Source organism: Cupriavidus sp. BIS7, assembly GCF_000292345.1.
Taxonomy (GTDB): domain Bacteria; phylum Pseudomonadota; class Gammaproteobacteria; order Burkholderiales; family Burkholderiaceae; genus Cupriavidus.
Genome location: NZ_ALOU01000040.1, coordinates 85,221 through 99,921, shown reverse-complemented (window position 1 = coordinate 99,921; position 14,701 = coordinate 85,221). Strand labels below are relative to the sequence as shown.

Sequence of the window (14,701 nt, the reverse complement as noted above, 5' to 3'; positions counted from 1 at the left end):
TCCTTCATTTCCGCAACGCCCCGCGCCCAGCCGAGATATGCCGCAGTTGGATACCGACCAGACAACAGAACGCGCCGAAACCGGCAGCGCCCCCAGGCCTTCGCCGATCCGCCACCTGACGCCGACAGGCTGGTTCAACGTCAAGGCGGTGTCTTTCGTGCTGACCGGAGGGGCCCTGCTGCTGGTGATGCACGCCAACCTCGTTGCCGCGCTGCTGGCCGGCCTGCTGCTCTACTCGCTCGTAGATGCAATGGCGCCGCGCCTGATGCGGCTGCATCCGCGTCACGATGCACTGGCCGTGGCTATCCTGTCGGCCATCATCCTGCTGGTGCTGACCGTCGGCATCTGGGCGCTCGTCCGCTTTGTCACTGGCGACGGCAATACGCTGGACCGGCTGCTGGACCATGCCGCAGACATCATCGACCGCTCGCGCAGCCAGTTGCCGGTCTGGCTTAGCGACTACCTGCCCAATGGCGTCGAAGAACTGGCCACCACGCTGATCTCGGCCTTGCGCGAGCACGCCCAGATGGCCCAGCGGCTTGGCGCCGACATCCTGCGCGCGCTGTTGCATATCATCGTCGGGCTCATCATCGGAGCGATGGTTGCGCTGTACCGCGCCATTTCCCGCCCGAATCGCCGTCCGCTGGCTCATGCGCTGGTCGAGCGGGCGCGTACGCTGCAGACCGCGTTTTCGCAGTTCATCTTCGCGCAGATCCAGATCTCGCTCGTCAACACGATGCTGACCGCGATCTACCTGCTGGTGGTGCTGCCGCTGTTCCAGCAGCACCTGCCACTGTCGAAGACACTGGTGGCCATCACATTCATCGTGGGGCTGCTGCCGGTGCTTGGCAACCTGATCTCGAACACGGCCATCGTGATCGCCTCGCTCTCGATATCGCTGCCGATCGCCGTGGTGTCACTGCTGTTCCTGGTGGTGATCCACAAGCTCGAGTACTTCCTGAATGCACGCATCATCGGCGCACGTATACATGCCGCCGCATGGGAGCTGCTGACCGTGATGCTGGTGATGGAGACGCTGTACGGTATACCTGGCGTGATCGCAGGCCCGATCTTCTATGCGTACGTGAAGCGCGAATTGACGTTGGCCGAGCTCGTTTGAGCCTCGCGCCAAGTACTTGATTCCATTGCGATGTGATACGCAGCAATTGGTACGACCAATACGCGTTGGCCTAGGAGGCTGTTTCAGAATGAAGCGAAGCGGTTCTGGCTAGGCGCGGGGCCGCAGACAGTACAACTAGTACGGCAAGGCCCCGCAACGACGCCAGAATCATTCTGAAACGGCCTCAGTCGACCTTGCTGCGTACGAAGTCGATATGCGTCTGCATCGCCGTGCGCGCTTCTTCCGGCCGGCGCGCCAGGATCGCCTCGCACAGCGTGCGGTGCTGACGTAGCAGCAGGTCCGACGACTCCTCGTCCGCTTCGCGCAGGCCCGTGCCGTTGATCGTGATGTGTTCGCGCAGCATGCCGATCACGCTGGTGTGCAAATGCAGGAACATCGTGTTGTGCGACGCCTGCGCAATGGCATCGTGCAGCTTTGCATCGGCGACGGCCTCCGCGCGCTTGTCATCCGTCTTGCGCGTGCGCTCCAGTTCCTTGAGCAGCGCACGTATACGTTTGAGGTCGGAGGCGTCCGCGCGTAGCGCCGCGAAGTAGGCCGTGGCGCCTTCCAGCACACGGCGAAACTCGAGGATGTCGTCACGCAGCGCGGGATGATCTGCCACAAGCTGACCCCATGGCGAGGCGATGCCGGTGCGCAATTGGTCGGTCACGTATACGCCCGCGCCTCTCCGGCTTTGCAGCAGGTTGCGCGCGGCCAGCCGCTGGATTGCCTCACGGATCGTGTTGCGCGACACATCGTACTGCTCGGCCAGTAGCCGCTCGGCAGGCAGCCGCGTGCCGACGGGCCATGTGCCGTCCAGCAGCGCTGTCTCCATCCTGCGCATGATGTCTTCCACGCGGTTGCGCATATTGGCTGCCGCCATCTGGCTCTTTCCTCTGAAATCCGGCGCGGCCGGCAATTGGCCGGTGATTGGCCGGTGATTGGCCGGCGATTGGTCCAACCAATTTGTACTCCGGCGCGAGAGCGGGAATTATGCGCTCAAAAATCTCGCAGCGCGTTGCCAGCAGGCGGCGCCGCCTACCGGAGACAGACAATGCAACCCAGGCAGTACCCCACATCCATCCCGCAACAGGTGTACCTGTTTGGCACCTGTCTGGTCGACCTGTTCGTCCCGCAAGCCGGCCTCGATGCCGTGCGCCTGCTTGAGCGCGAAGGCCTGACCGTGCACTTTCCGCGCGGGCAGAGCTGCTGCGGCCAACCCGCCTACAGCAGCGGCAACCCCGAGCAGGCACGCAAGGTGGCCCGTGCGCAGCTGGAACTGTTCCGCGAGCCATGGCCGATCATCGTGCCTTCCGGTTCGTGCGCCGGCATGATGCGCCATCACTGGCCCACGCTGTTCGCCGACGACCCCGAGGCCGCCGCGCTGGCCAACGACCTTGCCGCGCGCGTCTATGAACTGGCCGAATTCCTGCTGAACGTGCTCCACGTGCGCTTTGATACGGCGGCTGGCAATGCCGGGCACGAGCGTGTGGTGCTGCACACGTCATGCGCGGCGCGTCGAGAAATGGGTACGCGCACGCATGGCGTCGCATTGCTCGATGCGCTGCCCGGTGTCACGCGTGTCGAACATGAGCGCGAATCCGAGTGCTGTGGCTTTGGCGGCACGTTCTCGCTGAAGCACGCCGATATTTCGGGTGCGATGGTGCGCGACAAGGTGGCTTCCGCCTGCGCCACCGGCTGCGACCGGCTCGTTTCCGCCGATTGCGGCTGCCTGCTCAATATCGGCCACGCCGCCGCCCATGCGGGCGCGCCGTTACCGGTCGAGCACCTGGCCTCGTTCCTGTGGCGCCGTACCGGAGGTGCCCAATGACCACGATGAGCGCACGTGAACGCATGCTCGGACGACTGCGCGCCGCCGTGCCGACCTCTGGCAACAGCTTGCCGGGCGACACCCGCAAGCTGGACCAGCGCATCGACACCCATTTCGATGCGCGCCGTGGCGAAGCGCCGTCGATCGGCGCCATGGTCGCGTCGATGCAGACCGCGCTGACCGCTTCGCATGCCGAGGTGATCTGCACCAACGCTGCCAGCTGGCCCGCTTGGGTTGCCCAGAAGCTGCAGCAGGAAGGCGTGCGCCGCCTGCTGCTGGACCGCAATCGACCCGAAGGCGCCGCGCTGGCGCGGGCGCTGCCGCCCGGCATCGACACGGTGGGGTTCGAACGTCCGCTGGAAACCTGGAAAGCAGAGCTGTTCGATACCGTCGACGCCGGCTTCACCGTGGCCCGTTCAGGCCTGGCCGCTACCGGCACACTCGTGCTGGCGCCCGATACCGGCTCGCCGCGCACGATGTCGCTGGTGCCGCCGACGCATATCGCGCTGGTCTACGCGTCGACGCTGCACCCCGACCTGCATGCGGCCGTACGCGCCGAGCAATGGGCCGACGGCATGCCCACCAACCTTGTGATGGTCTCCGGCCCGTCCAAGACCTCCGATATCCAGCAGACGCTGGCCTATGGGGCGCATGGCCCGCGCCAGCTCTGGGTAGTGATCGTGACTGATGGAGACGCCGCGCAATGAACCAGCAACCGCTGCACTTCGTTCCATCCGAGGACTTTCGCGCCCGCGCGCGCGCCGCGCTCGACGACCCCAAGCTGCGCAAGAGCTTCCGTGGCGCCATGGATTTCCTGCAGCAGAAGCGCGCCGTGCAGTTTCCCGATGGCGACGAGCTTGAGCATCTGCGCGATCTTGGCGAAGCGATCCGACAGCACGCACTGGCCAACCTGCCCGACCTGCTGGTCGAGCTTGAAGACAGGCTCACGGCGGCCGGCGTGCATGTCCACTGGGCCGAGACCGCCGACGAGGCGAACGCGACCATCCTGCGCATCGCGCAGTCCCGTGCCGCGCGGCGCGTGATCAAGGGCAAGTCGATGGCCAGCGAGGAAATGGAACTCAACCATTACCTCGCGGAACGCGGCATTGACTGCATCGAGTCAGACATGGGCGAGTACATCGTCCAGCTGGCCGGCGAGAAGCCATCGCACATCGTGATGCCGGCGATCCACAAGACCAAGGCCGATATTGCGACGCTGTTCGAGCAGCACATACCGGACACCCCGTACACCGAGGATGTCGATGCGCTGATCCAGACCGGCCGCCGCGCGCTGCGCCAGGAGTTTGTGGAGGCCGATATCGGCCTGTCCGGCGTCAATTTCGCCGCGGCCGACACCGGCACGCTGTGGCTCGTCGAGAACGAAGGCAACGGCCGCCTTTCCACCACGGTGCCCGACGTGCATATCGCGATCATGGGCATGGAGAAGGTGGTGGCGAAGCTGTCGCATATCGTGCCGCTGTCCAGCCTGCTGACGCGCTCCGCAACCGGGCAGCCGATCACCACCTACTTCAACCTGATCTCGGGTCCGCGCAAGCATGGCGAACGCGATGGGCCGCGCGAAGTTCACCTGGTGCTGCTCGACAACGGCCGCAGCCAGGCCTACGCGGACGAACAGCTGCGCGCCACGCTGCAATGCATCCGTTGCGGCGCGTGCATGAACCACTGCCCGGTCTACACACGCATCGGCGGCCACGCCTATGGCACGACGTATCCGGGGCCAATCGGCAAGATCATCTCGCCGCATCTGCTTGGCCTGGACGCCACGGCCGATTTGCCGACGGCTTCGAGCCTGTGCGGTGCCTGCGGCGAGGTGTGCCCCGTGCGCATTCCGATTCCGCAGTTGCTTGTGCGGCTGCGCACCGAAGCAAACCGAGATCCCGATGAAGCCGTACCGCATCCGCTCAAGGGCCAGGGCGCGAAATTCAGCCGCCGCGAGCATCTGGTCTGGCGCTTCTGGAGCGGCGCGTTCGCGCATCCTGCCACCTATCGCCTATTCCGCTGGGCCGCCACGCGCCTGCGCGTGCTGACGCCATCACGCCAGATGGGCTGGACCCAGCATCGGCAGCCGCTGACACCGGCGCCGAAAAGCCTTTCCGATCTGCTCGACGCACGCAACCAGCCCGAGTAGCGGCAAGGTCAGAACAAGAATCCGGACGCCAAAACTAAATATCATCAAAGGAGACCTCCAGATGCAATCCTGGACCCAGATCTATACGCCGCTGGGCAGCCTGTGGCTGTCGGCACTAGCGGCGGCAGTACCCATCCTGTTCTTCTTCGTCGCGCTGGCGGTGCTGCGCATGAAGGGCCATGTGGCGGCCGCGGTGACGCTGGCACTGGCGCTGGCCGTGGCGATCTTCGCCTACGGCATGCCCGCGCAGCAGGCGTTTGCCGCAGCCGGCTTCGGCTTCGCGTACGGCCTGTGGCCAATCGCGTGGATCATCGTCACGGCGGTGTTCCTCTACAAGATCGTCGTCAGGACCGGGCAGTTCGACATCATCCGCGCATCGGTGCTGTCGATCACCGATGACCAGCGCCTGCAGATGTTGCTGATCGGCTTTGCGTTCGGCGCGTTCCTGGAAGGTGCGGCGGGCTTCGGCGCGCCCGTGGCGATCACCGCCGCGTTGCTGGTCGGCCTTGGCTTCAACCCGCTCTATGCAGCGGGGCTGTGCCTGATCGCCAATACGGCGCCGGTGGCATTCGGCGCGATGGGCATTCCGATCATCGTGGCCGGGCAGGTCACGGGCATTGACCCGATGCACATTGGCGCGATGGCGGGCCGCCAGTTGCCGCTGCTGTCGCTGGCCGTGCCGTTCTGGCTGGTGTTCATGATGGACGGCGCAAAGGGCGTGCGCGAGACGTGGCCCGCCGCGCTGGTTGTCGGCGGCAGCTTTGCCGTCACGCAATACTTCACGTCGAACCACATTGGCCCCGAACTGCCGGACATCACCTCGGCACTGGTCAGCCTGATCTCGCTCACGGCATTCCTGCGCGTGTGGCAGCCACGCTCGGCATCGCAAGCGGCGCGTGGGACGGTTCCGGCTGGCGGCACCGTGGCGATGGCCGGGTTCGGCGGCGGCACGGGTGCAGCGCCCGCAAGCCGCAAGCCATCGCCTTACACGTTTGGCCAGACCGTGCGTGCATGGGCACCGTTCGGCATCCTGACTGCCATCGTCACCGTGTGGAGCCTGCAGCCGTTCAAGGCGCTGTTCGCGGGCAACGGCGCCTTGGCAGGTACGGTGCTGAAGTTCAAGGTGCCGATGCTCGACCAGCTCGTGATCAAGGCCGCGCCGATCGTGGCATCGCCGAAGCCGTACGAGGCCGTGCTGAAGATCGACCTGCTGTCCGCCGTTGGCACCGCGATCCTGCTGACCGCCATCATCTCGGCCGTGCTGCTGCGCATGAAGCCGCGCGACGCCATCACCACGTTCGTGGAAACACTGCTGGAACTGCGCCGCCCGATCGCATCGATTGGCCTGGTGCTGGCGTTCGCGTTCGTCGCCAACTACTCGGGCATGTCGTCCACGCTGGCGCTGCTGCTGGCCGGTACCGGCGCCGCGTTCCCGTTCTTCTCGCCGTTGCTCGGCTGGCTGGGCGTGTTCCTGACCGGCTCGGATACATCGTCGAACGCGCTGTTCTGCTCGCTGCAGCACACCACCGCGCATCAGATCGGGGTGTCGGACACGCTGCTGGTGGCCGCCAACACCACGGGCGGCGTGACCGGCAAGATGATCTCGCCGCAATCGATCGCCGTGGCCTGCGCGGCAACGGGGCTGGTCGGCAAGGAGTCGGAGCTGTTCCGCTTCACCGTGAAGCACAGCCTGCTGTTTGCGGCGATCGTCGGCGTGATCACGACGCTGCAGGCGTATGTGCTGACGGGGATGATTCCGGGTTAAACCGTGCTACTGGTTTTCTCCCCTCTCCCGCCTGCGGGAGAGGGGCAGGGGGAGAGGGCATGGCGGTTCAAATTTCGAACTGTCGTGGATTGAACCGCTCGCCCTCTCCCCCACCCCTCTCCCATTTCATGGGAGAGGGGAGCGCATAACAACGGTTAGCGGTAACTCAGTCGTTCGCCGCCTCTCTTGGCAGGAACTCGTTACCCTCTGTCAGCGGCGCGTACCGGTACGTCGCCGGTGTGCGGCTCAGCTTGACTGGCGCGCCAAGGCCCTTGTAGCCGCCGGGCATCTCCACCACCATCTCGCGGTGCGCGGTGTGCGGATGCTGCAGTGCGTCCGGCACCGACAGCACCGGTGCGCACGGCACGCCGGCTGCGGCCAGGTCATCGGCCAAAGTTTTGCCATCGTACGTCGCCATGCGCGACTCAAGCTCCCTCTTCAGCAACACGCGATTGACCGAGCGCGCGCCCGCCGTGGCGAATTGCTCGTCGTCGGCCATCGCGGCCACGCCAAGGTGTTCGCACAGGATGCGGAACTGCCGGTCGTTGCCGACTGCCAGGAAGATCGGGTCGGTTGCCGTTGCTACCGTGTCATACGGATAGATGTTCGGATGCGCGTTGCCGGTGCGCGCTGGCGTCTTGCCGCTCATGAACCAGTTGGCCGCATGCGGATGCAGCAGCGACAGGCCCGAGTCGTACAGCGCCGCTTCCACGAACTGCCCGCGGCCGCTGCGCTCGCGCTCCTGCAGTGCCAGCAGCACGCCCAGCGTGGCGTTCAGGCCGGTCACCATGTCGACCACCGGCAGGCCCACTCGCAGCGGTTCCCCATCGGCATCGCCATTGATGCTCATGATGCCGGCCATCGCCTGGATCGCCGCGTCATAGCCTGGCAGGCCGCCGAGCGGACCATCGGCGCCAAACCCCGACACGCGGCAATGCACCAGCCGGGGAAAGCGCTGCGACAGCACGTCGTATCCCAGGCCCCATTTCTCCAGCGTGCCGGTCTTGAAGTTCTCGATCATCACGTCGGCATCGGCCAGTAGCTTCAACAGGACTTCGCGATCCGCGTCGGCGGTCAGGTCCAGCCGCATCACGCGCTTGTTGCGGTTGAGGCCGAAGTAGTACGACGCCACACCATCGCGGAACGGCGGCCCCCAGGTACGCGTATCGTCGCCCTGCGGCGGCTCGATCTTGATTACGTCCGCGCCGTGGTCGCCCAGGATCTGGCCGCAGAACGGCCCGCCCAGAATGCGCGACAGGTCGACCACGCGAATGCCGGCCAGCGCGCCGGGGGTAAATGGCGTCATGTCTGTTCCTTGGTTCTTGTCGCTGCTCGTCGTGATCAGTCCAGTTGCGCGCCGGACTTCTGCACCACGGTGCGCCACTTGCCGACTTCCGCCTTCACGAAACCGCCAAGCTGCTCGGGCGCGGTCGCGGGCGCGAATTCGAGCCCCTGTGCCAGCAGCGTCTTGCGCACGCCCGGCTGCTGCAGCGCATCGGCAAACGCATGGTTGAGCTTGCTGATGACCTCCGGCGGCGTACCGGCCGGGGCTACCACGCCGAAGAACACGGAAACATCGAAACCGGCAACACCCTGCTCCGCCACGGTGGGCACGTCAGGGAGCGCCTGCGAGCGTCCCTTGGTGGTCACGCCGAGCGCGCGCACCTTGCCGCTCTTGATGAACGGCAGCGCGGTCAGCACATCGGTGAAGGTCATGCTGACCTGTCCGCCCAGCAGATCGTTCAGCGCGGGGCCGGTACCCTTGTACGGCACGTGCTGGAAGTCCGTGCCGGCCAGGTTGTTAAACAACACGCCCGCCAGGTGCGACGACGCGCCATTGCCCGACGACGCATAGGACAGCTTGCCCGGATGGGATTTGCCGTACGCAATCAGCTCCTGCACGTTCTTGGCCGGCACGCTCGGGTTCACGACCAGTACGTTGGGCAACTGGCCAATCTGGATCACGGGAGCGAAGCTCTTGACCGGGTCGTAGTTGATCTTGCGATAGAGGCTGACATTGATCGCCAGCGGCGCCGACGTGCCAAACATCAGCGTGTAGCCATCGGGCTCGGCACGCGCAACAACTTCTGCGCCGATATTGCCGCCAGCGCCCGCGCGGTTCTCCACCACCACGGGCTGGCCAAGGCTGTTCTTCAGTGCGGCTGCCAGCGTGCGCGCCATCGCGTCGGTAGGCCCGCCGGGCGGGTAGGTCACCACCAGCATGATCGGTTTGGTCGGGAAGTCCTTCTGGTCCTTCTGTGCGAAGACCGGTGTGGTGACGATGCCGAGCGTGCAGGCGACGAAGGAGGTCAGCGCGGCCAGAGCCGTGCGGCGGTGCCATTGGGGCATGATGGGTTGTCTCCGGTGAATCTATTTATGTATGGATGCGCGCCGCGAGCGCGCGAGGTGCACCTTCGCGAACCTTCGCCGGTGCACCGTACTGCGCAAGCGATCGGTCAGAACACGTTGACCTGATCGACCGGGCCTGCCGCGCGTACGACACCGTCAGCAGGCGGCGCGACCGTCTCGGCCAGCCATACTGGCTCGATGCCGCCGCCAAGCGGGTCTTGTGGCAACACACGATGCACAAGCACCAGTTGCGCCAGGCGCATGCGTCGTACCGAGCCGATCCGTCCGGCTTCCCACGCCATCGCCACGGCACTGGTCACGTGATACAGCGCGGAAGCGGCCTGGCGTGCGAGGACGTCGCCATTGGCGCCTGCTTCCGCAGCACGGCTCGCCAGCGCCGCAGCATTGGCGATGGCAAGGTCGAACGTGGCGCGCGCGGCGGCGTGCATCGGCGTATCCCGCAGCAGCGCCTGCAGGTGCGCCTGCAGCACGGGCAGCGAGCCCTCGCGGCGGATCGCGCGCAGCACGTCGAGCGCGACGATATTGCTCGTGCCTTCCCAGATCGAACCGAGATGCGCGTCACGCACCAGACGCGGATCGCTCCATTCCTCGATGTAGCCGCAGCCGCCGCGGATCTCCATGGCGTCGCCGGTGACCTTGCGCGCGTCACGGCAGGCGCGGAACTTGATCAGCGGCGTCAGGATGCGCATCAGCGGGTAGGCATCGGCCTCGCCAGCATCGGCGCGGCGCAGCGCCTCGGCGGTCTGGAACACCATCGTGCGGGCCTGCTCGGTGGGCAGGGTCAGCTTCAGCAACTGGCGGCGCATCAGCGGCATGTCGGCCAGACGCTTGCCGAACGCGCGGCGCTCGCGTGCGATGAACTGGCCTTCGGTCAGCGCGCGGCGCATCAGGCCGGCCGCACGCACGCCGTTGGACAGGCGCGAGTTGTTGATCATGTCGGCCATCTGCACAAAGCCGCGGCCCAGTTCGCCCACCAGGCAGGCATGCGCGCCCTCCAGGCGGATCTCGCCGCTGGCCATCGACCGCGTACCGAGCTTGTCCTTCAGGCGAATGATCCGGTAGTGATTGGCGCTGCCATCGGCCAGCGTGCGCGGCAGCAGGAACAGCGAGACGCCCTTGATGCCGTCCACAGCCGATCCGTCAGCCTCCTCGACACGGGCCAGCACCATGGCCAGCGCGGCGTCGGGATTCGAGCAGAACCACTTGTCGCCTACCAGACGCCAGCCGCCCTCGACGCTGTTGTCGCGGATCGCGCGCGTGGCCGTGGCCGCTACGTCGGAGCCGGCGCCCTGCTCGGTCATGAACATCGCGCCCTGGTAGAGGTCATCGAACACTTGCGTGGTCAGGTTCGGCAGGAAGCGTTCCACGAGCGCCGGATCGCCGAACTTGCGCAGCGTGCGCGTCAGCGAATCGGTCATCGACAACGGGCAGCACAGGCCGAACTCGGCCTGCACGAACAGGTAAGTCAGTGCGTACTTGGCCGCTGGCGGCATCGGCTTGTCCCAGCCGAGCACGCCGCCACGGTGCGATGCCGCGGCCAGACCAAATTCGGAGAACGCCACGCGTTCCAGCTCCACATAGGCCGGATGCTTGTGGATGCGCTGGTCATCCAGGCCGGTGCGGCTGCGATGCGACAGCGTAGGCGGTGCGTGGTCGGCCACGTTGGCCAGTTCGTCGAGCACGCCCCCGGCCAGCGCGCCCATGCGCTCCAGGTGCGGCAGCAGGTGGTTGAACAGATCGGCAGGCAGATAGAGCGGCAGCAGCGCGCGCAGGTCCGGATCGGCCGTGAAGAGGCTGGCGCCATGGCGGTCAGGTACCGGATGGGCGGTGGGCTCGGAAAATCCGGGGGTGGCAGGCGCCAGGGTGGATGTGGGGGCTGCGGCGCTGGTCGGCATGAATCGTCTCCTGATGCTCCCTGCCCGGCATGCATCGCGGCTCGGGCGGGATGGTTTGACGTTCATTATTCGAACCCCAACGATTCGTGTCTAATTCTAAAATTGGCTCGATCAATATAATTTTTGTATCGCCATGGAATTCCGACATCTGCGCTACTTCCTTGTGCTGGCCGAGGAACTTCACTTCGGGCGTGCCGCCAGACGCCTTTCGATCTCGCAGCCGCCGCTCTCGCTCAATATCCAGCAACTGGAAGCGTCCGTGGGCGCCAGGCTGTTCGAGCGCGACAGCCGTGGCGTGCGGCTGACAGCGGCCGGGCGAGCGTTCCAGGAATCGGCGGCCGCGCTGCTGGCGCAGGCCGAGCAGGCGCGCTTGCTGGCGCGCGAGATCGAGGCGGGGGCCGTGGGGCGGTTGCGCGTCGGCTTCGTCGGATCGATGCTCTATCGCGGCCTGCCCCAGCGCCTGCAGGAATTCCAGGCCCGCTACCCCGGCATCCATGTGGCGCTGACCGAACTGAATTCGCAGGAGCAGATCGATGCGCTGCTACATGGCGAACTGGACGCCGGCTTCGTCCACACAAGCCGCGTGCCGGACGAGCTGGCGGCCACGCTGGCCCACAGCGAAGCATTCGTCTGCTGCATGCCGGCCGGCCACCCGCTTGGCTCGCAGAATACGGTAGCGCTCACTGACTTGCGTGGCGAGGCGTTCGTGCTGTTCTCGCGCAAGGCATCGCCGGACTACTACAGCCGCATCTTCGACATGTGCGCGGCGCAAGGTTTCTATCCACAGATTCGCCACGAGGTGCGTCACTGGCTGTCCGTGGTGTCGCTGGTATCGCAGGGGATGGGCGTGGCCGTGGTGCCGGCTGCGCTGGCGCGTTCCGGCATGGCTGGCGCCGTTTTCCGGCCGCTTGCCGACGCTACGGTGCCGTCCGAGGTGTATTGCGTGTGGAAACAGGCACCCGATCACCCGGCGCGCGACCATTTTGTCGATACGGTCAGGGCCGCAGCCGCCAAGGCAGAAATCTAGCCGCGCAAAGAAAGAGCCACTGGCCGAAGCCAGTGGCTAGAAGTACGCGTGGAACGGGGTGTTCAGCGTGCTTGCAGCTTATCGCCGGGCCTGCACGGTAACCAATACCGCAAATGTGTTATTCGGAACATAAGTGGGGGTTTTCCTGAGCGCCTGGACACGCCCCCCACGGCGGCCGTTGCCGATCGTCGCGGCCCGGTCCTCGATCTGTGCGCAATCCCCCCCTCGTCTTCACCGTAAAAGCGCCAAACTTCCGCGAATGCTATACAATCGAGAACGATTTCTATTTACGTACCCGGCAGGTTCTTGCCTTGCCGCGTGGCGCTAATCCCGCCCCCTGGACTGGAAGCATATGCGGTTGTCAGAACTGCCCCGGCGCACGGCCGCCGTCGTGAAATCCGTGAATGACGAGTTCGCGAACGATCCTGTTGCCCGCCGCCTGCGTGACCTGGGCTTCGTGCCTGGCGAGGAAGTGCAGATCATTGCCGTCGGCCCGTTCGGCAAGGACCCGCTGGTAGCACAGGTTGGCTATACGCGCTTCGCGCTGCGCCGCGCGGAAGCGGCCCGCATCACCGTGGAAGTGCTCAGCGCCACCGTCACGAGCATCGCGCCCGAGATCGACGCCGACGCGCCGCCATCCCAGCGTATCGCCTGAAGGCCAGGACCTCCGAACCATCATGTCCGTCGCCCAGAATCCCTCCGCCCTGCGCATCGCGCTGGTAGGCAATCCCAATTGCGGCAAGACCGCACTGTTCAACCGGCTTACAGGCAGCCGCCAGAAGGTGGCCAACTACGCGGGCGTCACCGTCGAGCGCAAGGAAGGCCAGTTCATCTCGCCGGCCGGCCGAACGGTACGCATCCTGGATCTCCCGGGCGCCTACAGCCTGCACTCGGCCAGCCTTGACGAAGCCATTACGCGCGAGGTCTGCATGGGCCAGCGCCCCGGCGAGGCGCGGCCCGACCTGCTCGTCTCCGTGGTCGATGCCACCAACCTGCGCCTGCACCTACGGTTCGTGCTGGAGTTGCGCCGCCTGGGGCTGCCGATGGTGGTCGTGCTCAATATGAGCGATGCGGCCGCGCGGCGAGGCATCAAGATCGATCGGGATGCACTGTCGCGCGCGCTGGGCGTGCCGGTGGTGCAGACCGTGGCCGTCAGGCACGACGGCGCGGCATCCCTGATCAGGATGTTCGACGACGCGCTGCCACCCGCACCGCCGGCCCAGCCGCTGGAAGGCGTGTCCGAGCTGGACACCCATGCCGAGGTCAAGCGCCTGCTGAGCATCGCCGTATCGATGCCCACGCGCACCGCGCGCATCGACGACCGGCTCGACCGCATCGTGCTGCATCCGGTGTTCGGCCTGGCCATTCTGGCAGTGCTGCTGTTCTTCATGTTCCAGGCGGTGTTCTCGTGGGCGGCCCCAGTGATGGACGGCATCGCGGGCGGCGTGCACTGGCTCGGCGAACTCGTCGGCACCCTGATGCCCGAGGGCATGCTCAAGAGCCTGGTTGTCGATGGCCTGATTGCGGGTCTGGGCAGCGTGATCGTGTTCCTGCCGCAGATCCTGATCCTGTTCCTGTTCATCCTGACGCTCGAGGAATCGGGCTATCTGCCACGTGCCGCGTTTCTGCTGGACCGGCTGATGATGAGCGCGGGCCTGTCTGGCCGCTCGTTCATTCCGCTGCTGTCGAGCTTTGCATGTGCGATCCCCGGCATCATGGCCACGCGGACAATCCAGGACCCGCGCGACCGGCTGACGACGATCCTCGTCGCACCGCTGATGACCTGCTCGGCGCGCCTGCCCGTGTATGCACTGCTGATTGCGGCGTTCATCCCCCAGCGCACGGTCGCCGGCCTGTTCAACCTGCAGGGCCTGGTGCTGTTCGCGCTCTATGTGGCGGGCATCGTCAGTGCGCTGGCGGTGGCGTTTGTGCTCAAGTGGTTCCGCCGCGACCGCACCGACCATCCGCTGCTGATGGAACTGCCGTCGTACCGGGTGCCGAATCCGCGCGATATCGCCATCGGCCTGTGGGAGCGCGCCCGCATCTTCCTGTCGCGCGTTGGCCGCGTGATCCTGACGCTGACGGTGCTGCTGTGGTTCCTGGCGACGTTCCCGTCGCCGCCCGAAGGCGCCACGATGCCCCCGATCGACTACAGCTTCGCAGGCATGATCGGCCGCGCGCTTGAGCACGTATTCGCGCCGATCGGCTTCAACTGGCAGATCTGCATCGCCCTCGTGCCCGGCCTGGCCGCGCGCGAGGTGGCCGTGGGCGCACTGGCAACGGTCTACGCGCTGTCCGGCAGCGATGACGCCGTGGCCACGCAGCTCGCCCCGATGATCGCCGCGCAGTGGCCGCTGGCCACCGCGTTGTCGCTGCTGGCGTGGTACGTGTTCGCGCCGCAGTGCATTTCCACGCTCGCCGTGATCCGCCGCGAAACCAACTCCTGGAAAGTGATGGCCGCTTCGGCCGCCTATCTGGCAGGGCTGGCCTACATCGCGTCGTTCATCACCTACCGTGTGGCACTGATGTTCAGCTGATCGGACA

At 65.9% G+C, this 14,701-nt stretch carries 12 protein-coding genes; 8 read left to right on the top strand and 4 right to left on the bottom strand.

Annotation, left to right across the window (positions count from 1 at the left end):
- Nucleotides 1-37: 37 nt before the first annotated feature.
- Entirely contained in the window at nt 38-1,120 is a 1,083-nt protein-coding gene (locus tag B552_RS0115045; protein WP_019449859.1) for a membrane protein, read from the top strand.
- 184 nt (nt 1,121-1,304) lie between these two features.
- Here B552_RS0115045 and B552_RS0115040 read toward each other — a convergent pair whose 3' ends face one another.
- Nucleotides 1,305-2,003 (bottom strand): FCD domain-containing protein, encoded by a 699-nt coding sequence (locus B552_RS0115040; protein ID WP_019449858.1) that lies wholly within the window; start codon nt 2,001-2,003, stop codon nt 1,305-1,307.
- A 171-nt stretch (nt 2,004-2,174) separates the two neighbouring features.
- Between B552_RS0115040 and B552_RS0115035 the strand changes: the two genes are divergently transcribed.
- The 4 genes from B552_RS0115035 (at nt 2,175) to B552_RS0115020 (ending at nt 6,865) form a co-directional block, all read left to right on the top strand.
- Nucleotides 2,175-2,951, top strand: a complete 777-nt coding sequence (locus B552_RS0115035) for a (Fe-S)-binding protein (RefSeq protein WP_019449857.1) — start codon at nt 2,175-2,177, stop codon at nt 2,949-2,951.
- Complete coding sequence (locus tag B552_RS0115030; RefSeq protein WP_019449856.1) at nt 2,948-3,658, top strand: lactate utilization protein C; 711 nt, start codon at nt 2,948-2,950, stop codon at nt 3,656-3,658. The genes B552_RS0115035 and B552_RS0115030 overlap by 4 nt, the downstream gene beginning before the upstream one ends.
- Entirely contained in the window at nt 3,655-5,100 is a 1,446-nt protein-coding gene (locus B552_RS0115025) for a LutB/LldF family L-lactate oxidation iron-sulfur protein (RefSeq protein ID WP_019449855.1), read from the top strand. The genes B552_RS0115030 and B552_RS0115025 overlap by 4 nt, the downstream gene beginning before the upstream one ends.
- Before the next feature lie 61 nt (nt 5,101-5,161).
- Nucleotides 5,162-6,865, top strand: a complete 1,704-nt coding sequence (locus B552_RS0115020; protein ID WP_019449854.1) for a lactate permease LctP family transporter — start codon at nt 5,162-5,164, stop codon at nt 6,863-6,865.
- 166 nt (nt 6,866-7,031) lie between these two features.
- On the opposite strand, the gene B552_RS0115015 is transcribed toward B552_RS0115020, so the two are convergent.
- The 3 genes from B552_RS0115015 to B552_RS0115005 all read right to left on the bottom strand — a co-directional run bounded on the left by B552_RS0115015 (nt 7,032) and on the right by B552_RS0115005 (nt 11,130).
- Nucleotides 7,032-8,171, bottom strand: coding sequence for a CoA transferase (locus tag B552_RS0115015; RefSeq protein ID WP_019449853.1), 1,140 nt, complete (start codon nt 8,169-8,171; stop codon nt 7,032-7,034).
- Nucleotides 8,172-8,206: 35 nt separating this feature from the next.
- Nucleotides 8,207-9,214 (bottom strand): tripartite tricarboxylate transporter substrate binding protein, encoded by a 1,008-nt coding sequence (locus tag B552_RS0115010; RefSeq protein WP_019449852.1) that lies wholly within the window; start codon nt 9,212-9,214, stop codon nt 8,207-8,209.
- A gap of 107 nt (nt 9,215-9,321) precedes the next feature.
- Nucleotides 9,322-11,130 (bottom strand): acyl-CoA dehydrogenase family protein, encoded by a 1,809-nt coding sequence (locus B552_RS0115005; protein ID WP_019449851.1) that lies wholly within the window; start codon nt 11,128-11,130, stop codon nt 9,322-9,324.
- A gap of 133 nt (nt 11,131-11,263) precedes the next feature.
- Here B552_RS0115005 and B552_RS0115000 point away from each other — a divergent pair, with 133 nt between their 5' ends.
- The 3 genes from B552_RS0115000 (at nt 11,264) to B552_RS0114990 (ending at nt 14,694) form a co-directional block, all read left to right on the top strand.
- Nucleotides 11,264-12,157 carry a LysR substrate-binding domain-containing protein gene (locus tag B552_RS0115000; RefSeq protein WP_019449850.1) on the top strand — a complete coding sequence of 298 codons (894 nt, stop codon included), beginning with the start codon at nt 11,264-11,266 and terminating at the stop codon, nt 12,155-12,157.
- A gap of 352 nt (nt 12,158-12,509) precedes the next feature.
- Complete coding sequence (locus B552_RS0114995) at nt 12,510-12,812, top strand: FeoA family protein (protein WP_019449849.1); 303 nt, start codon at nt 12,510-12,512, stop codon at nt 12,810-12,812.
- Nucleotides 12,813-12,834: 22 nt separating this feature from the next.
- Complete coding sequence (locus B552_RS0114990; protein WP_019449848.1) at nt 12,835-14,694, top strand: ferrous iron transporter B; 1,860 nt, start codon at nt 12,835-12,837, stop codon at nt 14,692-14,694.
- Nucleotides 14,695-14,701 lie beyond the last annotated feature (7 nt).